This window comes from Streptococcus toyakuensis (assembly GCF_024346585.1).
GTDB lineage: Bacteria > Bacillota > Bacilli > Lactobacillales > Streptococcaceae > Streptococcus > Streptococcus toyakuensis.
On sequence record NZ_AP024523.1, the window covers coordinates 1,163,226 to 1,187,861 of the forward strand.

18 protein-coding genes and 1 pseudogene are annotated in these 24,636 nt (G+C 39.9%); 1 reads left to right on the forward strand and 18 read right to left on the reverse strand.

Features of this window, described 5'->3' with window-relative positions; genetic code table 11:
• Positions 1-85: 85 nt before the first annotated feature.
• The 6 genes and pseudogenes from STYK_RS06040 to eno all read right to left on the reverse strand — a co-directional run.
• Positions 86-367: pseudogene (locus tag STYK_RS06040) on the reverse strand (nucleotidyl transferase family protein); the annotation flags it as partial.
• Between the two features lie 257 nt (positions 368-624).
• Positions 625-1,485, reverse strand: a complete 861-nt coding sequence (locus tag STYK_RS06045; RefSeq protein ID WP_261804703.1) for a methionyl aminopeptidase — start codon at positions 1,483-1,485, stop codon at positions 625-627.
• A gap of 15 nt (positions 1,486-1,500) precedes the next feature.
• Entirely contained in the window at positions 1,501-2,778 is a 1,278-nt protein-coding gene (spxR, locus tag STYK_RS06050; protein ID WP_261804704.1) for a CBS-HotDog domain-containing transcription factor SpxR, read from the reverse strand.
• Positions 2,771-3,322, reverse strand: coding sequence for a GNAT family N-acetyltransferase (locus STYK_RS06055; protein ID WP_261804705.1), 552 nt, complete (start codon positions 3,320-3,322; stop codon positions 2,771-2,773). The genes spxR and STYK_RS06055 overlap by 8 nt, the downstream gene beginning before the upstream one ends.
• A 15-nt stretch (positions 3,323-3,337) precedes the next feature.
• A complete protein-coding gene (locus tag STYK_RS06060) occupies positions 3,338-4,597 on the reverse strand; it encodes a UDP-N-acetylglucosamine 1-carboxyvinyltransferase (RefSeq protein WP_261804706.1) in 1,260 nt (419 codons plus the stop codon).
• 269 nt (positions 4,598-4,866) lie between these two features.
• Positions 4,867-6,171 (reverse strand): surface-displayed alpha-enolase, encoded by a 1,305-nt coding sequence (gene eno / locus STYK_RS06065; RefSeq protein WP_000022813.1) that lies wholly within the window; start codon positions 6,169-6,171, stop codon positions 4,867-4,869.
• Positions 6,172-6,334: 163 nt separating this feature from the next.
• Between eno and STYK_RS06070 the strand changes: the two genes are divergently transcribed.
• The gene (locus tag STYK_RS06070; protein WP_033681759.1) at positions 6,335-6,781 is read left to right on the forward strand and encodes a YueI family protein; all 447 of its coding nucleotides are present in this window, start codon (positions 6,335-6,337) and stop codon (positions 6,779-6,781) included.
• On the opposite strand, the gene STYK_RS06075 is transcribed toward STYK_RS06070, so the two are convergent.
• The 12 genes from STYK_RS06075 to STYK_RS06130 form a co-directional block, all read right to left on the reverse strand.
• Positions 6,778-7,893, reverse strand: coding sequence for a glycerate kinase (locus STYK_RS06075; RefSeq protein WP_153199068.1), 1,116 nt, complete (start codon positions 7,891-7,893; stop codon positions 6,778-6,780). The genes STYK_RS06070 and STYK_RS06075 overlap by 4 nt on opposite strands.
• Complete coding sequence (gene serB, locus STYK_RS06080) at positions 7,890-8,546, reverse strand: phosphoserine phosphatase SerB (protein ID WP_153199067.1); 657 nt, start codon at positions 8,544-8,546, stop codon at positions 7,890-7,892. Before serB ends, STYK_RS06075 begins: the two co-directional genes overlap by 4 nt.
• A gap of 58 nt (positions 8,547-8,604) precedes the next feature.
• Positions 8,605-10,038, reverse strand: coding sequence for a glycogen synthase GlgA (gene glgA, locus STYK_RS06085; protein WP_261804707.1), 1,434 nt, complete (start codon positions 10,036-10,038; stop codon positions 8,605-8,607).
• Positions 10,035-11,174, reverse strand: a complete 1,140-nt coding sequence (glgD, locus tag STYK_RS06090) for a glucose-1-phosphate adenylyltransferase subunit GlgD (protein WP_049491441.1) — start codon at positions 11,172-11,174, stop codon at positions 10,035-10,037. Before glgD ends, glgA begins: the two co-directional genes overlap by 4 nt.
• Positions 11,164-12,306 carry a glucose-1-phosphate adenylyltransferase gene (locus STYK_RS06095; protein WP_049491443.1) on the reverse strand — a complete coding sequence of 381 codons (1,143 nt, stop codon included), beginning with the start codon at positions 12,304-12,306 and terminating at the stop codon, positions 11,164-11,166. The genes glgD and STYK_RS06095 overlap by 11 nt, the downstream gene beginning before the upstream one ends.
• Entirely contained in the window at positions 12,296-14,224 is a 1,929-nt protein-coding gene (gene glgB / locus STYK_RS06100) for a 1,4-alpha-glucan branching protein GlgB (RefSeq protein WP_261804708.1), read from the reverse strand. The genes STYK_RS06095 and glgB overlap by 11 nt, the downstream gene beginning before the upstream one ends.
• 265 nt (positions 14,225-14,489) lie before the next feature.
• The gene (locus tag STYK_RS06105) at positions 14,490-15,914 is read right to left on the reverse strand and encodes an NADP-dependent glyceraldehyde-3-phosphate dehydrogenase (RefSeq protein WP_261804709.1); all 1,425 of its coding nucleotides are present in this window, start codon (positions 15,912-15,914) and stop codon (positions 14,490-14,492) included.
• Between the two features lie 195 nt (positions 15,915-16,109).
• On the reverse strand, positions 16,110-18,395 hold the full coding sequence (pulA, locus tag STYK_RS06110) for a type I pullulanase (RefSeq protein ID WP_000935956.1): 2,286 nt from the start codon (positions 18,393-18,395) through the stop codon (positions 16,110-16,112).
• A 153-nt stretch (positions 18,396-18,548) separates the two neighbouring features.
• On the reverse strand, positions 18,549-20,507 hold the full coding sequence (ligA, locus tag STYK_RS06115) for an NAD-dependent DNA ligase LigA (RefSeq protein ID WP_001042564.1): 1,959 nt from the start codon (positions 20,505-20,507) through the stop codon (positions 18,549-18,551).
• 92 nt (positions 20,508-20,599) lie between these two features.
• On the reverse strand, positions 20,600-21,778 hold the full coding sequence (locus tag STYK_RS06120; protein ID WP_261804710.1) for an MFS transporter: 1,179 nt from the start codon (positions 21,776-21,778) through the stop codon (positions 20,600-20,602).
• A 79-nt stretch (positions 21,779-21,857) separates the two neighbouring features.
• Positions 21,858-22,721 (reverse strand): Rgg family transcriptional regulator, encoded by an 864-nt coding sequence (locus STYK_RS06125; RefSeq protein ID WP_261805385.1) that lies wholly within the window; start codon positions 22,719-22,721, stop codon positions 21,858-21,860.
• Positions 22,722-22,723: 2 nt separating this feature from the next.
• Positions 22,724-24,625 (reverse strand): ABC transporter ATP-binding protein, encoded by a 1,902-nt coding sequence (locus tag STYK_RS06130; RefSeq protein WP_261804711.1) that lies wholly within the window; start codon positions 24,623-24,625, stop codon positions 22,724-22,726.
• Positions 24,626-24,636 lie beyond the last annotated feature (11 nt).

Sequence of the window (24,636 nt, forward strand, 5' to 3'; positions counted from 1 at the left end):
AGAGGTAATGTACTGAATTGATTTCTTTTAGAATCTACAATAATAACGTGAAACAATGATAATTTCTCCATCAAAGTAATCCTTTAAAATCTTCTGTCGTGATAGTATCGAATTGACTACTAAAATCAAGAAGATATAATTCCTCTACACCCTCTCGTTTTAACTTTCTTTCACGTTCAGCAGAGTTCAAAATATGCAAAAACAATTCCGAATGATAAGGCTCTAAAGCAATCTTTAAAGATTCATTAAACATCATAACCACGATAGGCAACAAATCCTTCCTCGTAGCCTTGTTGGTAACACGAAATAATTCTTTATCAGATAGTTTGCCAATATCTTTGTGGTTTTTATAGAAATAGTAGTAAATATAAAATAATTATTTCATAATGATATCTATTTCTGTAACAGAAAATCTGAAACATAATTTTTACCTGAAGTTTAACATTGTAGAAAGTTCATTTTTTTGAAATGATGATAAAGTACAATATATTGAGGTAAGAATTTTAAAGCCAGAAAAACGCATTATATCAGGCACTTAAAAACTTGATACAATGCGTTTATTTAATATGAAAAGATCTACTGAATTCTTTAGAAATGAACTTCCAGCAGTCTTTTCACTTTTTATTAATAAGTTCCTTCTTCACCTTGACTAGTCAAGATAACAGGTCCATCTTTTGTAATGACAAATTGGTGTTCATATTGACAAGATAGACCACCGTCAATGGTCTTATGCGCCCAACCAGTTTTCATATCTGTATCAATTTCCCAGTCACCTGTATTGATCATTGGTTCAATAGTCAAGACCATTCCTTCACGAAGACGGAGTCCTCGACCTGCAATACCATAGTTAGGAACCATTGGATCTTCGTGCATGGTTGGGCCAACACCATGACCAACCAAATCACGCACTACACCGTATCCACGACTTTCAGCGTATTCTTGAATCGCTGCTCCAATATCACCGATACGGTTTCCAACAACAGCCTGCTCAATCCCCTTGTACATGGCTTCTTTAGTTACATCCATCAAGTTTTTCACTTCTTCGGACGGTGTACCGACAGCATAAGCCCAACAAGAGTCTGCTAGACCACCAGAATAGCTCTGAGTGTATTTCTTCATTTGATCCACATTGTTGAAGTTTAATTTTGAGACATTCAGGTCAGATTTAGCAATTGGGCCTCCCAAAACCATATCAACCTTGAGCAAATCACCATCTTTCAAAATATAGTGACGAGGGAAAGCGTGAGCTACTTCATCGTTTAAAGAGCAGCAGGTAGCATAAGGATAGTCCATCATAGCACCGTCAACTCCAATCTGAAGCGGAAGGAAATTTTCTTCTTTACAACGACGGCGAACGTATTCTTCAACTTCCCACATATCTACGCCTGGCTTAATCAAATCACGCAAGCCGATATGAATACTTGCTAGAAAATCACCGGCCTTATCCATAGCTTCGATTTCACGAGCTGATTTTAATGTTATCATTTTTTCTCCTAGTTTCTAATTAATTTTAACAGTCACATTTGCCTTTGAAACAATCTGATGACCATGATAAATATCGTAGTCAATAATAGCTGACCGTCTCGTATGATGGATAATGCGTGCTTGAATGCGCAATCTATCATCTATCTGAACCGCTTGCAAAAAATAGATTAGCATCTGCTCAATAATGAGATTTCGACCACTATTCACAACAAAATCTTGAGTCATGTGGGTCAGAATTTCTGCCAATACACCATTAGCCAAAACACCGTTCTTCTCTAGCATAAAGGGTTCCACTGTAATCACTACTTCATCATGGTGATAAGAAAGTTTTTGACCAATCTGCTCAGAAAAAGTAGGTAGAGCAGAAACTTGGGAACGACTCATCTTCTCCATGACATCTCGTCTGGTTACAACCCCAAGCAATGTTTGATTATTTCGAACAACCGGTACCATTTCAAAGTCTTCAGCAATCATCCGTTGACTCACATTGGCAATATTTGTCGATAATCCAACTAAAAATAGACTACGAGACATGACCTTGTCAATTGTGGTACTTGGTGACTTATCACCTGCGTCTCTCATGGTTACAACACCAACAACAACCTGATGTTGATTGATAACTGGAAAACGACTGCTACGATTCTTACGAACCAAATCCAAATAATCTTTGACTGTGTCGGTTTCTCTCAGAAAACCATACTCATGACTTGGGCGATAAAGTTTCTCAACTGTCAAAATATCTGTTTTGATTTGTACATTTGACAGGGCTTTATTGATCATGGTCGCGACAGTGAAAGTGTCATGTTTGCTTCTTAAAACAGGAATTCCTTTTTGATTGGCCAGTTTAAGCACATCATCATGAACCTGAAATCCACCTGTAACCAGGACTGCATTTTCATTTTCCAAGGCTAGCAACTGAATACGGGTTCGGTCTCCGACAATCAAGAGCCCCCCATCGTGAAGGTAAGACAAGATATTTTGTTCAGTCATGGCACCAATTGAAAACTTACTGAATTCTCTCTCTAAACCTTCTTGCCCAGCCAGAACCTCAGAAGAAGTCACTTCTGCAATTTCAGCAAAAGTTAATCTCTCTATAGCAACTTTCTGAGATTTAACACGGATAGTACCACTTCTTGGGCGAGTCTCTACAATTCCACGATTTTCAGCTTCTTTAATAGCCCGATAAGCCGTTCCATCACTGACTCCCAGATGATTGGAAATGCTACGAACACTGACCCTTTTACCGACAGGTAATTCCTCCAAATAGCTTAGAATTTCCTGATGCTTACTCATTGAATTCTCCTTTTACATACCGAAATTCAAAATAATCCCGCATTTTTCTTGTGTAGCGATCACTTCCTTTAAACTGACGAATCAATCGAAATCCAGACTTAAGGGCAATCCGTTGACTAGCTTCATTTTCAAGGTGGGTAATGATGGATAATTGTTTTAAGCCAAATTCTTCAAAAGAAAGTTGACAAATTTTTCTAACAACCTCTGTCATAAATCCTTGCGACCAAGCATCTTTTCTCAAAAAATAGCCAAGTTCTGCTTCTTTTTTAATTTCATCTAACTTTTCAAACTTAACAGAACCAATCATTTTTTCAGTTTTCTTGTCACAAATAGCCCATACTCCTAATGGAGATTTCATAAAATAATTGGCCAGTGCATATTGACTCTCTTCCAGACTAGCTTGACTTGGAAAAATAAATTGAAGATTTTCTGGATTCGAAGCTATCTCATAAAAATCCTGGCTATCACTAAAAAAGAAAGGACGCAAATACAAGCGATCCGTTTCAAAAAAAGAAAACATTGCTAATTTGGTCCAAATATTCATAAACACCTCTACGGTTTAATCCTCAACAAGTGTAATATCCGCTCCTAGATTACGTAATTTTTCAATAATATCAGAATAACCACGTAAGATAAACTCTATATTTGTAATTTCAGTTTTACCTTGAGCCATGAGCCCAGCAATGACTAGTGCAGCACCAGCTCGTAGGTCAGTCGCTTTAACACTGGCCCCACGCAAATTACGTCCACCCGTGTACAAAATATGACCATTTGTTGTTGATATATCTGCGTCCATTTTAGCTAATTCAAAAACATGATTTACACGTTTTTCGTAAATCGTATCAACAATTGTACCACGACCATTCGCTCTTAGTAAAAGTGGGGTAAGCGGTTGTTGCAAATCAGTTGCAAAGCCTGGGTAAGGAGCTGTCTTAATATTGATTGCTTTCAAATTAGACTGTTCCTCGACAAAAATGCTGTCTTCAGATACAGTCATTCTCACTCCCATTTCTTCCAACTTAGCAATAAATCCTTCCAGGTGTTCGTAAAGAACATTATTGATACGAATTCCTTTACCAACTGCAGCAGCTAAAGATATATATGTTCCAGCTTCAATGCGGTCTGGAATCACCTGATGACGCGTTCCATGTAATCTTTCAACACCATCAATAATGATGATATTAGTTCCTGCCCCACGGATGTGGGCACCCATATTATTCAATAGAGTAGCAACGTCAATAATCTCAGGTTCACGGGCTGCATTTTCAATAATAGTACGACCATTTGCTTTAACCGCAGCAATCATCGTATTAATCGTCGCACCCACACTAACCGTATCCATGTAGATACTTGCGCCGTGAAGTCCTGTATCTTTGGCAGATAACTTCATGTTATCTCCCTCGTAGCTAACAGTTGCTCCCATAGCTTCAAAAGCCTTAAGGTGTAAGTCAATAGGGCGAGGTCCCAAATCACATCCACCAGGTAAACCAACAGTGGCTTCACCAAAGCGACCTAAAAGACTTCCATAAAAATAATAAGATGCACGAAGACTGTTGATTTTCCCATAAGGCATTGGAATATTTTGAACACCTCGTGGATCAATCTCTAACACATCGTCATAACGCTTAACGGTAGCACCCATTAACTCCATGATTTCGACAAGACTAGCAACATCGGAAATATCTGGAACACAATCCAAAGTCACCACATCATCAGCCAAAATAATAGCTGGAATTAAGGCCACAACGCTATTTTTAGCACCGCTAATAGTGATTTCACCTTGCAAGGGTAATCCACCATTGATAACAATTTTTCTCATTCTAAATTTTTTGTGCTCCTTCAAAATTTCTAAAAAGGTCCTACATTAAAGTATATCATAAATTCACCCTTTTTTCCATCATTTTCAATTATATTAGCTGAATCGTATTTATTGGTAAATGAGATGTCTTGAAATGTTTTGCCCCTTTTTTGCCCCCTAAATACAAAAATAGCCCTTCGGATAAAATCCGAGGGGCTAGAAACGTTGTTAAATCAACGGCCGAACTTTTGAATTTCAAGGTTCGGGATAAAATAGTTCACTGAACTATTTTATTTTTTAAGGTTGTAGAATGATTTCAATCCACGGTATTCAGCTACTTCACCAAGTTGGTCTTCGATGCGAAGCAATTGGTTGTATTTAGCGATACGGTCTGTACGTGAAAGTGAACCAGTCTTGATTTGTCCTGCGTTAGTTGCAACTGCGATGTCAGCGATTGTTGAATCTTCAGTTTCACCTGAACGGTGTGATACAACGGCAGTGTAACCAGCTTCTTTAGCCATTTCGATAGCTTCAAAAGTTTCAGTAAGAGTACCGATTTGGTTAACTTTGATAAGGATTGAGTTAGCAGCACCTTCTTGGATACCACGTGCAAGGTAGTCAGTGTTTGTTACGAAGAAGTCGTCACCAACAAGTTGTACTTTCTTACCAAGACGTTCAGTAAGAGCTTTCCAACCATCCCAGTCGTTTTCATCCATACCATCTTCGATAGTGATGATTGGGTATTTGTTAACCAATTCTTCAAGGTAATCGATTTGTTCTGCAGATGTACGAACAGCAGCGCCTTCACCTTCAAATTTAGTGTAGTCGTAAACTTTACGTTCTTTATCGTAGAATTCTGATGAAGCACAGTCAAATCCGATAAATACGTCTTTACCAGGAACATATCCAGCAGCTTCGATCGCAGCAAGGATAGTTTCAACACCGTCTTCAGTTCCTTCGAAACGAGGAGCGAATCCACCTTCGTCACCTACGGCAGTTTCCAAACCACGTGATTTAAGGATTTTCTTAAGAGCGTGGAAGATTTCAGCACCGTAACGAAGAGCTTCTTTAAATGTTGGCGCACCAACTGGCAAGATCATGAACTCTTGGAAAGCGATTGGAGCGTCAGAGTGAGAACCACCGTTGATGATGTTCATCATTGGAGTTGGAAGAACTTTAGTGTTGAATCCACCAAGGTAGCTGTAAAGTGGGATTTCAAGATAGTCAGCAGCAGCACGAGCTACAGCGATAGACACACCAAGGATTGCGTTTGCACCCAATTTACCTTTGTTAGGAGTACCGTCAAGAGCGATCATAGCACGGTCGATAGCTTGTTGATCACGTACATCGTAGCCAATGATAGCTTCAGCAATGATGTTGTTTACGTTGTCAACAGCTTTTTGTGTACCAAGACCACCGTAACGAGATTTGTCACCGTCGCGAAGTTCAACTGCTTCGTGTTCACCAGTAGAAGCTCCTGATGGAACCATACCACGTCCGAAAGCACCTGATTCAGTGTAAACTTCTACTTCAAGTGTTGGGTTACCGCGTGAGTCTAGGACTTCGCGAGCGTAAACATCAGTAATAATTGACATTTTTTACTCTCCTTATGAGTTAAATTTTTTACACCTCTATAATACCTTAAAACCCCTCCTTTTTCAAGAAAAAACGTTATCTTTGTGCAAATTTTCCTTAACTTTATAAAGTAATCGCTTTCTTTTGTCTGTTTTATTCTAACTTTTATGATATACTGTTTTCATGACAGATTTATCAAAACAATTACTTGAAAAAGCTCACGGTGGGCCAAAAATTAATCCGGATGAGCAAAGACGCTATCTTGGCACTTTTGAGGAAAGAGTTCTTGGATATGCAGATATTGACACAGCAAATAGTCCTCAGTTAGAAAAAGGCTTTTTATCCATTTTAGAAAACCTTCAGGAAAAAGCCGAGCCACTATTTGTGAAGATTTCACCAACTATCGAATTTGACAAACAAGTTTTCTACTTAAAAGAAGCAAAAGAAACTGATAGTCAAGCTACCATTGTATCTGAAGAGCATACTTCTTCTCCTTTTGGCCTGATTATCCATAGCAATGCACCAGTACAAGTAGAAGAAAAGGATCTTCGACTTGCTTTTCCAAAACTTTGGGAAGTTAAAAAGGAAGAACCAGCCAAAACATCCTTATGGAAGAAATGGTTTGGCTAAATCTTGCGCATATTTAATAAATTCCCTATATTGGCAGCCGTGTGCTCCAAATAGAGACTGGCATTTTTCAAACTATCTTCTAGAGGTTCACTTTTCTCCAAAATAGAAAAGGCAGCTTGGATATTCTCAAATGGTAGGGAAGGTAAATCCTCAGCAATACTACCACAAATAGCAATGACAGGAACTCCGACAGGGGTTCTTTTTGCTACGCCTATCGGCGCTTTACCTGCTAAACTTTGACGATCTAGCCTTCCTTCTCCTACAACTACCAAGTCAGCATCTGCAACTTTCTTATCAAAGTTGATTAGATCCAAGCAGGTATCTATTCCAGATACGATTCTTGCCTGAGCAAAGGCACACAAACCGGCAGCAATGCCCCCACCAGCTCCTGTTCCTTTAATTTCTAATGTTGCAGGTGAAACTTTTTCATAAAAATCTTGGATCGCCTGATCTACGGCCTCAAACATAGTAGGATCTAGGCCTTTTTGTTTGCCAAAAATATAGGTCGCACCTTGAGGACCACATAAGGGACTCACGACATCTGCTAAAATACGAATTTGCACATCTTCAGGAATTTCATAGCGATTTTCTGTTGACATAGAAGCTAAGTTCAATAAGGATTGACCACAAGAGGGCAAGACATTTCCATTCTTATCATAAAATTGATAACCTAAACCAGCAGCAATCCCCAGTCCTCCATCATTACTGGCCGTGCCACCAACACCGATATAGATATCTTTAATCCCTTTAGCAATGAGATGGCGAATCAACTCTCCGATACCACGAGTTTGGATTTGCAGTGGATTTCGTTTCTCTATCGGAATCTTTCCAAGACCAACCAAGTCAGCTACTTCAAATAGTGCCAGTTCCCCTTTTTGAAAATAGCGCATGGCTTCTTTTGGTCCAAAAGGTCCTGTAACTTGGATCCATTTTTCTTCAAAGTCAATAGAATGTCTAATAGCATCAACGGTACCTTCTCCCCCATCACCAATAGGGCAGAGAAGACAGTCTACATCTGCTATTGATTGTTGGAAGCCTCTTTTAATAGCTTCAGCCACCTCTTCAGCGGTCAAGCTTTCCTTAAATGAATCTGGTGCAATTACAATCTTCATATTTTACCCCATTCTAACCAGTCAATCAAAGGAAGAACTTCTAAAAAATCTCTCTTATCAACATAATTCGGTATTTCTTTTTTGAGCACTTCTTTGGCACAAAAGGCGATTCCTAGTCCTGCTGACTTCAACATTAATAAGTCATTAGCCCCGTCACCGATTGCAATCGTTCTTTCTTTAGGAAGTTTTAGTTTATCTCTCCATTTTTCCAGAGTCTCTTTTTTGACCTCAGGACTTATAATTTGTCCAATCAATTTTCCAGTTAAAAGACCATCTTTGACTTCGAGTTGGTTGGCAGAGAAATGGGCAATGCCAAGTGATTTTGCTAATCGATCAACTATTGGTGTAAATCCACCGGACACCAGACCAACTAGGATGTCGTTCTTTTGGAGAATAGAGATAAATTTCTGGGCATTTGGCGTTAGATGAATAGTGTTGAAGACTTTATCAAAAACCGAAATAGGAAGACCTTCCAAGAAGGAAACTCTTTTTCTTAAACTACTTTCAAAGTTCAACTCTCCTCTCATTGCCCGACTTGTAATCTGCGAAATTTCTTCCTCACGACCTACCTCTCTTCCCAAAAAATCAATCACTTCTTCTAGGATTAAGGTTCCATCAACATCCATAACACACAATCCTCTTACTTGAGACATCAGTTCTCCTCTCTAAATAGCCCAAAAATCGTATGAAGTCATCATACGATTTTATCTATTAATTAACTAAACTATGGTACAAGTCAAGGTATGACCTGCAGGCTGTATCCCATGAGAAATCACACTCCATGGCTTGTTTTTGTAGATTTCTCCAAACATCAGGATGGTTTCTATACAAGTCCAAAGCTGTTTGGAAAGTCCAATTTAACCAATAAGGAGATAGATTGTCAAAGCTAAAACCAGTACCACTTCCTTCGATTGGATTAAAGGCTTTAACGGTATCTCGCAAGCCACCAACTTCATGGACTAATGGCAAGGTTCCGTACCGCATCGCCATCATTTGAGACAAGCCACACGGTTCAAAACGACTTGGCATGAGGAAGAGGTCACAAGCAGCATAGATTTCTTGAGCAAGTTTGACGTCAAAAGTAATATTTGCTGATAGCTTGTCTGGATAGATTTGAGCAAACCATGAGAAAGCTCCTTCAAAGGCTGGATCACCAGTTCCTAAAAGAACAATCTGAACATCTTCTTGCAAGATATGGTGCAAACTTTCCACCACCACATCAAAACCTTTTTGACGTGTCAAACGAGAAACAATTCCCACCAGTAGAACATCAGTCCTAACGGGTAAGCCAACTCTTTCTTGCAATTTTGCCTTATTCTGGGCCTTCCCAGACAAATCTTCCTGATTAAAATGATAGTCTAAAAGGGCATCCGTCTGAGGATTATAAAGGTCAGCATCAATCCCATTTACGATACCAGAGACCTTACCAGACTCCATTCGAAGAATCTGATCCAAGTTACATCCAAACTGACTAGTCATAATTTCATGAGCATAGCTAGGCGAAACGGTTGAAACACGATCCGCATAGAGAATACCAGCCTTCATCCAGTTCAGACAGTTATTCCAGCGAAGGGTACCATCAGCATAACGCTCAAAGCCAACTCCAAACAAATCCCATAACATTCCTTCTGAAAATTGTCCTTGGAATTCCAAATTATGAATGGTTAAAACAGTTTTAATGCCCTCATAGGCTTGAATCCAACGGTATTTTTCCTTCAACAAGAAAGGAATCATAGCTGTATGGTAGTCATGAACATGGAGAAGATCAGGAATAAAGTCAATCCTTTCCATAGCCTCAATGGCAGCCAGTTGGAAAAAAGCAAAGCGTTCTCCGTCATCAAAATCACCGTAAACATGACCTCGGAAGAAATAATATTGGTTGTCAATGAAGTAGAAGGTCACACCATTTAAGACTGTTTTCTTAATCCCACAGTACTGTCTGCGCCAACCAACACTAACCTCAAAATGAAGCACATCTTCAATCTGATTTCCAAATTTAGCCTCTACCATGTCATAGTAGGGTAAAATTACTGCAACTTCATGTCCCGCTTTTACCAGTGATTTAGGAAGAGCGCCAATGACGTCTCCCAAACCACCTGTTTTTGAAAAGGGTACACCCTCAGCTGCTACAAATAAAATTTTCATGAATGAATATCCTCTGTTACTTTAGCACCTTTCTTAACGACGACTGGATGTTCTGCAGTTCCACGGATCACTACTCCATCCGCAACTTCAACACCCTTGTCCAATATAGCGTATTCTACCTGAGCACCTTCTCCAATAACAACACGAGGGAATAAGATGCTATCTTTAACCAAGCTATCCTTATGGACATGAATATTACGTGATAAAACAGAATTAGCCACTTGACCTTCAACAATACTACCAGAAGCAAACTGAGAAGTACTTACCTTAGATGTATTGGCATAGTAAGTTGGCTCTTCGTTTTTGACCTTTGTATAAATCTTTTGGTTTGGTGAGAAGAGAGAATAGAACTTTTGCGATTCAAGCATATCGATATTCGCTTTATAATAAGACTCTACAGAATGAATGTTGGCTAGGTAGCCTGTGTACTCGTAGGCAAAAGCCCCTTCTTTTGCAGCCAAATCCCGTAAAACATAGCGCAACTTCTCTGGATGTTCTTTCTTAGCCTCTTCTTCTAAGCGTTCAATCAACCAAGGGGTATCAACGACAAAGATATCTGTCGACATATTGTAAACTTCATCTGATGATTTACTATCAAAGAGTTTATGAGAACGAACATGGTCTGTTTCATCCACTTCCAAGATTGCGTTTACTTCTGAAATGTCTTTCTTAGCTAGTTTTTTATAAACTACAGTGATAGGCCCTTTTGTTGTACTATGTAGATGGAAAACTTGGTTCAAATCAATATTAATCAAAACATCACAGTTGAGTGAAACTGTTTGGTTTGAGCCAGAACGTTTCAAGTAAGTAAGAAGTTGTTGGTAGTATTCTTTTCCAACTGTACTACTTTCCACACGAGTATTGTAAATACCTAGATAATAGTGGCTAAGAAGAGTTGACAAGCCCCACTCACGTCCTGAACGGATATGGTCAAAGACTGAGCTGATATTGTCTTGTTGGAAAATACCAAAAATACTACGGACACCAGCATTAGCAAGACTTGAAAGCGGGAAGTCAATCAAGCGATATTTACCACCAAATGGCAAACTAGCTACTGGACGGTGGTCTGTCAGTGTTGACATATCATGAAAACCAACTGTGTTTCCTAAAATGGCAGAATATTTATCAATCTTCATCTGTTGCTACCCCCACTACTTCATCATATCCTACAACTTGTACTTCTTCTGTTCCATCAATTTCGACACCATCAGAAATAACTGCACCTTCACCAATAATGGCACGTTTGATTTTAGCTCCCTGACCGACAATTGCACCACTCATGATAACTGAATCTACTACTTCTGCCCCTTCGCGAACTTGCGCACCTGTTGAGAGGATAGAATGTTTAACAGTTCCATCTACGAAACAGCCATCGACAACCAAGGAATCTTCCACATGAGCATTTGCCCCAAGGAAGTTTGGTGGTGAAATTAAGTTTCTTGAGTAAATCTTCCATTGACGGTTACGGCTATCCAAGGCATTTTCTGGTGAAATATATTCCATGTTAGCTTCCCAAAGTGACTCAATAGTACCAACATCTTTCCAGTAGCCATTAAACTCATATGCATAGACACTTTCACCTGACTCAAGGTAATTTGGAATGACATTCTTACCGAAGTCTGACATATCGACATTGCTCTTTTCAGCAGTAACAAGCATATTGCGCAGACGTTGCCAATCAAAAATGTAAATTCCCATAGAAGCTTTTGTAGATTTAGGTTGAGCTGGTTTTTCTTCAAATTCAACAATGCGGTTATTGGCATCTGTGTTCATAATACCAAAACGACTAGCTTCTTTAAGAGGGACGTCTAAAACCGCTACTGTCAAGCTGGCATTATTATCTTTGTGAGACTGGAGCATATCATCATAATCCATTTTGTAGATATGGTCCCCAGATAGAATCAAGACATACTCAGGATTGACACTGTCGATATAATCAATATTTTGGTAAATAGCGTGGCTAGTCCCCTCAAACCAACGATTTCCTTCACTTGCAGAATAAGGTTGAAGAATAGAGACACCAGAATTGATACCGTCTAGTCCCCAGCTTGAACCATTACCAATATGGTTGTTGAGAGCAAGTGGTTGGTACTGTGTAATGACTCCAACATTGTTGATGCCTGAGTTGGCACAGTTTGAAAGAGCAAAGTCAATGATACGGTAGCGCCCACCAAATTGCACAGCTGGTTTTGCAATGCTTTGAGTGAGTTTACCGAGACGAGTTCCTTGCCCACCAGCAAGAATCAAAGCTAACATTTCATTCTTCATTTTCTACTCCTTTTTGGTTTTTACTTGTGACGGTTTTAGTAGGTTTCAATCGACGTTTGATTTTCCAAACACTTGCTCCCATAGCCGGTAGGGTAAAGGTCAAGGTCTGCTCATAATCTTTCCATAGTCCTTCTTGCGTTTGAACAGTTTGATTATGTTCTTTCCAAACGCCTCCCCACTCTTCTAACTCAGTATTCCAGACTTCTTCGTAAATCCCTGCAACAGGAAGTCCGATTGTAAAATCTTTTCGTTCAACAGGTGCCATATTAAAGATACAGACTAACATATCATCCTTCTTACCCTTACGGATGAAGGAAAGAACACTCTGGTCTCTATTATCCGCATCGATGATTTCAATACCATCATAGCTGGTATCAATTTCCCACAGACAGCGGTGGTCTTTGTAAAACTGGTTTAGCTGAGAAGTGAAATACTTCATCTTAGCATTCATTGGATCTTCTAGGTTAGACCATTCCAACTGTTCTTCAGATTTCCATTCTAGGAATTGCCCATATTCACTACCCATGAAGAGCAATTTCTTACCAGGGTGACAAATTTGGTAGGTGTAGAGATTGCGCAAGCCTGCGAATTGATTATAGCGATCTCCCCACATCTTGTGCATCATACTCTTCTTGCCATGAACCACTTCATCGTGTGAGAATGGTAGGAGATAATTCTCTTTGAAGACATACATAAAGCTGAAAGTCACCAGGTTAAAGTCATATTTACGGTAAATAGGGTCTTCTTCGTAGAATCGGAGGATATCATTCATCCAGCCCATATTCCACTTGTAGTCAAATCCTAAACCACCAAGCTCTTTCATTCCCGTAATCTTGGTTGCTGACGAACTTTCTTCTGCGATCATCATCACATCTGGATGAACTAGTTTAATCACATCATTTAAGCGTTGAAGGAAATAATATCCCTCATAGTTGAGATTGCCACCATCTTTATTAGGTGTCCATGGAGCATCATCGTAGTCTAAATAGAGTATATTGCTGACAGCATCCACGCGAATACCATCTAAATGATAAAAATCAATCCAAAACTTAATACTAGAAATCAAGAAAGACTGGACTTCATTCTTTCCAAGGTCAAAATTGAGTGCTCCCCAACCGTAGTTATGAGCCTTATTATGGTCTTGGTACTCAAAAGTCGGTGTCCCGTCATAATAAGCTAAGGCATCATCATTAATGGTGAAATGACCAGGTACCCAGTCTACAATAATCCCAATATTGTTTAAGTGACATTCCTCAACAAAATCTTGAAACTCTTCAGGGCGACCATAGGCATGCTCTAGAGCAAAGTAACCCATAAGCTGATAGCCCCAACTCAAACCTAGTGGGTGAGACATCAAAGGCATAAACTCAATATGAGTATAGTTCATCTCAACCAAGTAAGGAATGAGTTCATCTTTCAATTGAGCAAAACTATAGGGGCTGCCATCAGGATTTCTCTTCCAAGAGCCAGCATGAGCCTCGTAAATATTAACAGGACGCTCTTCAAAGCTCAAGCGTTTTCTACGGGCTAGCCAGAGGCCATCCTTCCATTTCTTTTCTGGAATATCTGTTAAAATAGCCCCAGTACCAGGTCGTGCCTCATATCGAACAGCCAAAGGGTCAATCTTCATCAGTTGATGACCATTTGCACGCGTGATATGGTACTTATAAATTTGGCCTTCTTGAGCAAGACTGGTAAAGACTTCCCAGACTCCAAATTCATTCCGTTCCATCGGAATTTGATTTTCAACCCAATTGGTGAAATCCCCTACCAAGTGAACAGCCTGAGCATTAGGCGCCCACACACGAAAAGTATAGCCATACTCTCCATTTTTTTCTTCCCTATGAGCTCCCAGATAGTGCTGGAGGTGAAAATTTTCACCTGTCATAAAGGTTTCTAAAGCATTATTCTTATCCATACACCCTCCTATTTCTGTAAGCGTTTTCCATAGATTTATTATACTACCTTTTTAGGGAAGATTCAAGTAAATTACGGAATTTGCAAAAAAATCTTTTGAAAGTCTTCAACAAATTCACTGATGTGTTCACTTGTAAATCAAGAATTTTTCAGAAACACTTTGAAAACGAATTGTTTTTTTATAATACTATCATAAAGTTCGTTATTTAGCTAACAAAAATATAATTTTAAGTAAAAAAATAAATCAGGAAACGAATCTCCTGATTTTATCTCACATCAAAAACAATGGATTTAACATTTGTCATCGCTTCAATGCTATATTTAATTCCTTGAACACCAGCACCAGAACCTTTGACACCAAGGAAGGGGAAATTATCTGGACCACGTTGGGTTTTATTATTAATATGAACTGTGCCCACTTCAAGTTTTTCAGCAATTTCAAAGGCCTTTTTGAAATCATTTGTAAAGACTGAGGATTGAAGGCCGAATTCAGATTCGTTGGCAAAGACAATTGCTTCTTCTACATTAGCCACACTAATAATTGGTAAAACAGGGCCAAATGGCTCTTCCCATGCTACTTTCATATCTTTTGTAACTTGGTCAAAAAGCACTGGCCAGAGAAGATTGCCCTCACGTTTGATTTGTGTAAGAGCCTGAGCCCCTTTTTCTTGTGCATCCTCAATCAAGCCCCAGATGAAGTCGGCTGAAGCATTGTCAATAACAGGTGTAATATCAGCATTGTCAAATGGATCACCAACTGTTAATTTAGCAACCTCTGCTTGAAGCAAAGTAGCTAATGTATCTGCAACACTTTCGAGAACAATGACACGTTTAATGGCCGTGCAACGTTGACCTGAATAGCTAAAGGCACCCGCAACAATTTGCTTGGCAGCATGTTCCAAATCTGCATCTTCTAGTACTAGGGCTGCATCTTTCCCACCAAGCTCCAACATGATAGGACGCATACCAGCTAAACGACCAATACGTTCTCCGATAGGAGTTGAGCCTGTAAAGTTGATGAAGTTGACTTCTTTGTGCTCAATGATATAATCCCCAATTTCTGAACCACGACCCGTAATGGTGTTGAAAACACCTGCTGGAATTCCTGCTTCTTCAAATGCTTTAGCCAGCAAGAGACCAGAAATAGAACCTTGAGTTGGTGGCTTAAACATGACCACATTCCCTGCAATCAAGGCAGGTGCAATTTTAGATCCAGAAAGGTTAACTGGATAGTTAAATGGTGCGATTGCTAAAACAACCCCAACTGGCTCGCGACGAACAACAGCCAGTTTATTTTTACTCACTGCCTCAAAGCCGCCACCTTCCATTGCTTGGCCAGTGATACGAAGACCTTCCTCAGCAGCATATCGAATCAAGTCTGCGGTACGCACCGCTTCTCCAATAGCTGCTTTAATCCCTTTTGCTACCTCTTTAGCAAGGATAGTACCGATTTCTTCCTTATCACGTTCTAAAATAGCTGCTGTTTTGTGCAAATAAGCCGCACGTTCAACTGCTGATAAATCACGCCATGCAGGGAGGGCTTCTCGCGCAGCTTTCATAGCCTCATCTACTTCTGCTTGGCTCATAGCGGGTACTGTTCCTAATTCTTCTTGATTGATTGGTGAATAAATCGTAATTTCTTTTTCAGATGATTTCCATTCTCCATTTACTAAATTCTGATATCTTGTCAAATTCTCGTCCTCCTGAAAATGATTAAAATATATTTTACCAAATTTTCAGAAAATTACAACCATTTTTGCAATTTTTTTGAGATTATTTTCACAAGCTTGGTTTTTCAAACTATTTGAAACTTGATTCTAATCTTCATTGAAAACTTATAAATGATAAAAAGGATTAGACAATCTAACCCTTTTTAGTTTATGCATTTAAGAGAGTACTTTTAGCACTGCGACACTAGTATCATCAATGACATTTTCTTGTTTCGAACGACTATTGGTCACAAGCATTTCTAGATTTCCTGCATTTTCAAAGTATAAGGAAGTTCCCTTGGCATTGAATACTACCAATAGATGTTCTGGCCCCCCGTGAATCTCGTAAACAATCCATCCGCTATTTTCTGCAGCTGTGTGAACAAAGACATGACGGTAAACTTCTTCGTATGTAGGATAAGAAAAGGCGCTAGTCTGTGTTTTCAGTCGAATAATTTGACGGACAAAGTCAATGCTTTCTTGTCTTTCATTGATTAAATCCCAGTTTATTTGGTTAACACTGTCAGGAGCGTTGTAACTATTCATAGCACGTTCTCGGTCTGCCGAAGTGAGTTGTCCATGTTCACCCGTCGGAATTAATTTGGTTCGACCAAATTCTTGGCCAATTTCCATAAAGGACATTCCTTGCATGAGAAGGTTCATTACTGTCGCCGTCTCAACCTTGCGCATAATCTGGTCTGAACTTTGATCAGGATGAAGAGTCGCCAACAAATCATGAAGATTGTAATTGTCATGGGCTTCAACATAGTTGAGAACCTGGTTTGGACTGAGATAAGAACCCAATTCTCGGCTACCAAGAATGGCCTTGGCAATGATTGGTTCAGTGGCTGCACCACTTACAAATCCTGACTTGATTGCACCATAAACTTCTCCTCCTTTGACCGCATCACGCTGATTATCATTGAAGAATCCGATATTTGGCATTTGGTAGGCATTATCCTTCTTGGCCTTATCATAAGTTGCAAGACCTGTTCCCATATCCCAGCCTTCTCCATAAGTGATAATACGGGGATCAACCTCATCTAGCGCCCAACGAATCGCTTGCATGGTTTTGACATTATGAATACCCATCAAGTCAAAACGGAAGCCGTCAATATTGTATTCCTGTACCCAGTATAGAAGAGAATCAATCATGTACTTGCGGAACATTTCGTGTTCACTGGCTGTTTCATTTCCAACACCTGTTCCATTCTGGAAGGTACCGTCTGGATTCATACGATAGTAGTAATCAGGGACAGTTGTTTGGAAAGGTGCATCAACCGTTGAAAAGGTGTGATTATAAACCACGTCCATAATGACACCAATCCCCGCATCGTGATAGGCTTGAACCATGGTCTTCAAATCACGAATGACCTGCCCTGGATCATCTGGATTACTAGAAAAACTTGGTTCTGGTGCATTGTAGTTTTGAGGGTCATAACCCCAGTTATAGGTTACATTTCCATCCTCATCGTATTCCTTATGGCGATCAAAGATAGGCTGGAGTTGAACATAGTTGCAGCCAAGTTCTTTGATATAGTCAAAGGCGGTTGCTTGTCCGAATTGGTTTACAGTTCCAGTCTGGGCAGCACCAAGGAAGGTTCCACGGAGATGCTCTGCAACTCCAGAGGTCGGAGATTTGGTTAAATCTCGGATATGCATTTCACAGATAACTGCTTTACATGGATTTTCCAAACGCCAAGGCGCTTCTGTTCCATGTTTGACCACAAATCCTTCTACTTGTCTGTCTTGATGAGAAAGAATTACGGAACGTTTGCCGTCAGGACTTGTGGCAATCGTGTAAGGATCTCTCGTCACAGTCTGGTGGTGAGGAAAGTCAATCTGATACTGATAAGCCTTGCCAGCAAGATTTTCATCTAAGTCTAGACTCCAAACACCAATGGTATTGTACTTATGACTGTATGAATAGCTATTACCACGCTCTAGATTAAAGGTTTTCCAAATCGGAGCGTCGTTGCTGGTATTTTCGTAGACAACCACCTGTACAGCAGTAGCCGTAGGAGCCCAAAGTTTAAAGCTAGTCTGATAATCTGAAAGACTGTAACCTAGTTCTCCTTGGTAGCCCCAGTGGTGATCAAAACTAGCGCTATGTATTGCTCTATCAAAAGCAAATGGATTTTGATCTTTGTAGTAAGGACTAGCAATGGCTGGGTTTTCAGAATAATAAACAGTCTCGTCGCCCTCTAAAATCCAAACTTCTGTCAGAAGCGGATAGTAGTTATAACGCACGGAATATTCCTTAACTGTCCCATCAATCTCGACAGAAAACTTCAGGTTTTCTAACTTTTCTTGACTTGTAACTGTGAAGGAGAACTTTGCTCCAAAAAAGTTATTTTCATAATACAATTTTTCAACATTGTCCGCCTGTTTTCTACTAAATGAACAGGCTGCATAATCCCCGTTTTTTCGATGAAAATGGATGACTACAGGGTAATTTAACATTTCTTTTCCTAATTTCTAATTTTAATTTAATTTTTTATGTGGTGCTGATAGATTCAGCAATTTAATTTCTGACTCAAGATAGACTCAATTCATGTCAAAACACTTCAGGATAGACAGTTTCAGACTATCTAACATCTAGCCTTCTACTATTCTTTACAAACTTTCGAGCCAAGCTTCATCTCGAACTTCAATACCAAGTTCTTGTGCTTTTTGAAGTTTACTTCCAGCATCTGCACCTGCCACGACGAGGTCGGTCTTTTTAGAAACACTACCTGTCACTTTGGCACCCAGACTTTCGAGTTTACTTTTAGCTTCTGAGCGCTTGAGACGTTCCAATTTTCCAGTCAATACAACGGTCAAGCCTGACAAAGCTGCACCCGCTACTACTGTCTGACCTTTATAATCCAGATTGACCCCAGCTTCTTTCAATTCTCTTAGGAGAATTTCAGAGCCTTCTGTCGCAAAATAAGTCTGAAGACTTTTGGCAATCACACCACCCAGACTTTCAATACTAGCCACTTCCTCTGGATCTGCCTGAGCCAGATTTTCAATTGAATGAAAATGTTGAAGTAAGAGCTGACTGGCCTTGCTTCCGACATGACGAATTCCCAAACCAAACAAGAGCTTCTCGGCAGAATTTTCCTTAGATGCTTGAATGGCTTGATACAGTTTAGAAGCAGACTTTTCCTTAACCCCCTCTAAAAGGAGGAAATCTTCTTCTTGTAATCGGTAAATATCCGCCACATCCTTAACCAAATTGGCTGCGAAAAGCTTCTCAACAATAGATGGACCAAGGCCTGTAATATTCATAGCATCACGAGAAGCAAAGTGAATCAAACCTTCCATGATTTGGGCAGGGCAACGCGGATTGATACAACGAAGGGCCACTTCATCTTCAAAGTGCAACAAGTCAGAACCACAACTTGGGCAGTTTGTAGGGATATCTAGTTTCTCTTCAGAAACCCGTTTGGACTCTACCACACGTAAAACGGCAGGGATGATGTCCCCAGCCTTATAAACGATAACCGTATCGTCTTTTCGGATATCTTTTTCAGCAATATAGTCCACATTGTGTAGGGTCGCACGGCTAACAGTTGTACCAGCAAGCTGAACAGGAGTCAGGTTGGCAGTTGGGGTCACAACACCAGTACGCCCCACAGTCCAGTCAACTGATAGAAGCTGAGCTTCTTTTTCCTCAGCAGGAAACTTGTAGGCTACAGCCCACTTTGGAGCCTTAACGGTAAAGCCAAGTTCTTCTTGACCTGCTAGGTCATTGACCTTAATCACCACCCCATCGATATCATAAGGCAGATTGTCCCGTTCCTGTCCTACTTCTTGGATAAAATCCCAAATCTCATCCATGCTTTCAGCCAGAATTCGCTTAGGATTAACCACAAAACCTAGTTGTTCTAGGTGCTTCAAAACCTTTTCTTGGCTATCACGAGTTGACGGACTGGCTTCTTGATAGAGGAAAGTGGCAAGGTTACGCTTGGCTACTACTGCTGTATCCAGCTGACGCAGAGTTCCTGCTGCCGCATTACGAGGATTGGCAAATTCAGACTCTCCATTTTCTTGGCGAGCTTGGTTAACCTGGTCAAAAGAAGCGCGTGGCATGTAACATTCCCCACGAACTGTGATATCTAGTTCTTCTGGCAAGGTCAAAGGAATGTCCTTAACACGCTTGAGGTTTTCTGTGATGTTCTCCCCAACAGAACCATCTCCACGCGTTGCCCCAACAACGAAAATCCCCTTTTCATAAGTCAGCGAGATAGATAAGCCATCGATTTTCAGCTCACAAATATAGGTCGGATGAGCCACTTCCTTACGAACACGCGCATCAAAAGCTTCAAGCTCCTCACGTGAAAAAGCATCCTGCAAACTATAAAGAGGATACTGATGACTGTATTTTTCAAAACCATCTAAAACCTTGCCACCAACACGATGGGTCGGACTGTCTGCTAATACTTGATCTGGATAGGCAGCCTCCAACTCGACCAACTCACGGTAAAGGCGGTCATACTCACTATCTGAAACCGACGGATTGTCGCTGCTATAATACTCAGTCGCATAGCGATTGAGTAAGGCGACTAACTCATTCATTCTTTTATTCATAAAACCATTTTACCATAAACTAAGCCCTCCTCACAAACGAGAAGGGCGGAAAAAACACTCAGATTGGAATTATTTTTAAAACTCAAACAGTCTTATGTCTCTTTTTCAAAACGGGTTCGAACATAGCCTAGAGCTAAGAAAGATAAAACGACAACTCCAAGTCCTATAATCAAGAAAGAATAAAGATGGACACTTGGAAGAAAGGTCATTAAACCTGTTACTATAGGCATAAATAGTATAGCTAAGGTATAAATCGAACTGAGAACTCTTCCCAGATATTCACCTTCAACCTTGGTTTGTACTTGAGTAAAAAAGTGAATATTGAAAATCGTCATAAAGAGTTCACAAATGAAATTCCCTGAAAAAGTAAGATAAGATGGGAGGGTAAATCCCATTATCATTACCCCAAGTCCAGTTAGAGCCAATAAAAACAGAAGCATTCCCATACTGGCTTTAATCTTACTAGCTAGCAGCGCCCCAACAATAGACCCAATAGCACCCATTGTTAAAATAGTAGCATAGGCACCTTGTACTCCATAGAGTTGATTTGAAAAGGGAAGGAGGTAATTAAAAGCTGCAAAGAAAAAATTGACACTTGAAGCCATGACTAGTAAAAAGAAGATTTCCCTTTGCTTCACAATATAGTGAACTCCCTCCTTGATATCAGCAAAAATATCTTTACCAGTAAAAAGTTTCTTATCTTGAACCATTGGTTCTTCTTTTGGAAGTAAGGCCACTAGAACAAATGCTATAAAAAAAGTCAAAGCATCTAGTAAGAGCGTCAGATGGAGACTTGAGAATTGTAAAACAAGAAAAGAAAGTACAGGAGAACTCACGCTGACAACCTGCAAGACCAACTCCAAACGAGAATTGTAGAGGACCAGTTCATCCTTCTCTACCAATTCGGTGATAATGGCCTTATTTGCTGGTCTAGAAAAGGCAAAAGCAATAGCCTGAACAATATTGGCAAAAATCAAAGCTCCAATCATCCAGCTGTCATTCCTTATAAAAGAAATAGCCAGACAAAGAATCCCACAAACAAGGTCTGCCGCCATTAAAATCTTACGACGAGAAAAACGGTCTGAAATGACTCCGCCAAAGGGATTTACGAGAATAGATGTGACGAGTTCAGAAATCTGATAAATCCCTAGAACTGTCTGTCCTATCGTTCCCATTGATGCCAACCAAACACTGTTTCCATAATCATAGAGCATATTCCCTATCTTGTTAACAGCTCCACGGCTAATCAACTGTACGGCATAGCGATTCATATAAAAACTCCTCTCAAATTTTGAAACTATTGTATCAAAACCGAAAGGAGCTTTTTCATTTTTCCCTTATTTGGGAAAATTAATTTTTGATAAATTTTTCGTAGTGTTCCTGATAGTAGGCTACTTGCTCTGGAAGACCTAGCACGTCAAAAATATGCATGGCCTCTTGCATTTGCTTACAACCTACTTTACACTGTCCCTTTTGATACAAGGCAAAACCTTTTAAATAATGGAAAACATTACGCTCATAAAGCTTAATACCTTTACCAATAATCTTCTCTGTATAAGCTTCAAAATAGCTTGCATTGTTAAAAGAAAGATGCTCTAAACAATGCTGATAACAATTGAGGGCCAAAATCAAAACCAATCTCTTATGGCGACCAATCTCTTGGTAAAATTCCTCCCTCTCCATAACTTCTCTACCAATCCGTGTGACATAGTCTACATCGTAGAAACTATAGAGGTTACCAAACAGAATCAACTCATACATGGTCCATTCTTCTGTTTTGAAGAGATAATCTGCTACCTTATCCAAATCATCCTGCTTTATATGATAACTCGAATCTCTTTGACAAATCAGACCTTGTAGCAAAATCCAGTTCAGCTCAAAATAGAGTGGATTTGTCGAACTCTTAGCCTTTTCAAGTTGTTCTTCTTGAAGCTTTTGAAAACCTGCAATATCATTTGAGTAGTAAAGCGGAATAATTTGTCCCATCATAGCAACATGTTCATGATTATGGAAATCCCTAGCCTTATCCATGAAATTTTCGATTGTGACATGAATATTATCCAAAATCTCAAAAAAACGTGAGACTGCTAGGTCAGACTCCCCAAGCTCAAAGCGAGATAACTGAGAAGTTGAACAGGACTCCCCTGCCGCCTCCTTTAAAGAATAATTTCCACTTGTTCGAAATTCACGAAATACTTTTCCAAGATGTTCCATCTTTACACCTGCTCTGACAATTTTTCCCATTCAAGCATAGCTTCTTCCTGACGATGGCTGATTTTATCCAGTTCAGCCTGTAATTCCATCAGTTTGTCAGCATCGTTTGTTTCCAACATCTGTTCAGAAATGGCTTGACTTTGACTTTCTAACTCTTCAATTTCAGCTTCTAGACTTTCGATTTGTCGCATGAGTTTACGAACTTCTTTTTGACTTTCTTTCTGGGCCTGATAGTCATTAACTGGACTTGCTTCTTTTGCTTGATTGTTAGTTGAAACTTCCTCAGCCTGAATCATTTCTACTTCTGCTTTCTTCTCAACATAGTAATCGTAATCTCCAAGGTAGAGAGTCGAACCCTTCTCAGACAATTCCAAAACATGAGTTGCAACACGATTGATAAAGTAACGGTCGTGGCTGACGAATAGAAGAGTTCCATCAAAGTCAATCAAAGCATTTTCTAGCACTTCCTTGCTATCAATATCCAAGTGGTTGGTTGGTTCGTCCAAAATCAAGAAGTTGTTGTTCTCCATAGACAATTTAGCCAAAAGCAAACGAGCTTTTTCGCCACCAGACAGCATGCCGACTGATTTTTTAACATCATCTCCTGAGAAAAGGAAGGCACCTAGACGGTTACGAATTTCAACTTCCGGTGTCAGTTTAAAATCATTCCAGAGTTCATCCAGAACCGTATTACTTGGTGTCAGCTTGCTTTGGGTTTGGTCATAGTAACCAACTTCAACATTGGCGCCAAAGCGCTTTTCACCTTTGATAAAAGGAATCTGATCCACGATTGATTTGATAAAGGTTGACTTGCCAATACCATTGGGACCAACAATCGCAACAGCATTCATCTTACGAAGGTCTAGGTTAATCGGTTGTGACAGAACTTCCCCATCATAGCCTATAGCTGCATTTTCAACAGTCAAAACAACATTGCCCGACGTTTTCTCAGACTGGAAGGTCATGTTGGCTGCTTTCTTGCCAGCTTCAGGCTTGTCTAAACGCTCCATTTTTTCCAGTTGTTTACGACGAGATTGGGCACGTTTGGTCGTTGAAGCTCGGACTAGATTGCGATTGACAAAGTCTTCTAGAACAGCAATTTCCTTCTGTTGCTTTTCATAGTTTTTTGCCTCAGTAGCAAGTTTTTGCTCCTTCAACTCGACAAAGCGAGAGTAATTACCCACATAGCGATCCAAGGAATGCTTAGTCAAATCCAGAGTAATCGTCGCAACCTTGTCCAAGAAATAACGGTCGTGGCTGACAATAATAAGGGCACCGCTATAATTTACTAAGTAATTCTCTAGCCAGGCTATAGTTTCAATATCTAAGTGGTTGGTTGGCTCGTCCAAGACCAAGAGATTGGGCTTTTCAAGGAGCATTTTAGCAAGTGCCAAACGAGTATTTTGACCACCCGAAAGCTCAGCAATTTTCATCTGCCACATAGACTCGTCAAACTTGAATCCATTCAAAATCGCTCGAATATCAGCTTCATAAGTAAAGCCACCTGCTTGGCGAAAATTTTCAGATAAACGATCATAATCTGACATCAGTTTATTCAAATCCTCACCAGACTTTTCACCCATCTCTAACTCCATCTGACGAAGTTGTTTCTCCGTCCGACGTAAGTCATCAAAGACATGAAGCATTTCATCGTAGATGGTATTTTCAGACTCAAAACGGCTATCTTGGGCTAGGTAAGACAGAGAAATATCTTTTTTCTTATTGATTTCTCCGCTAGTTGGCTCCTCTTCTCCAACTAAAATCTTCAAAAGAGTAGACTTACCTGCACCATTTTTCCCAACAAGAGCAATTCGATCTCGTTCATCAACCTGCAGGGTGATATTATCAAAAAGAACTTCTCCTGCAAAAGAACGTTCAATTTTATTAGCTTGTAAAATAATCATACAAGTAGTAT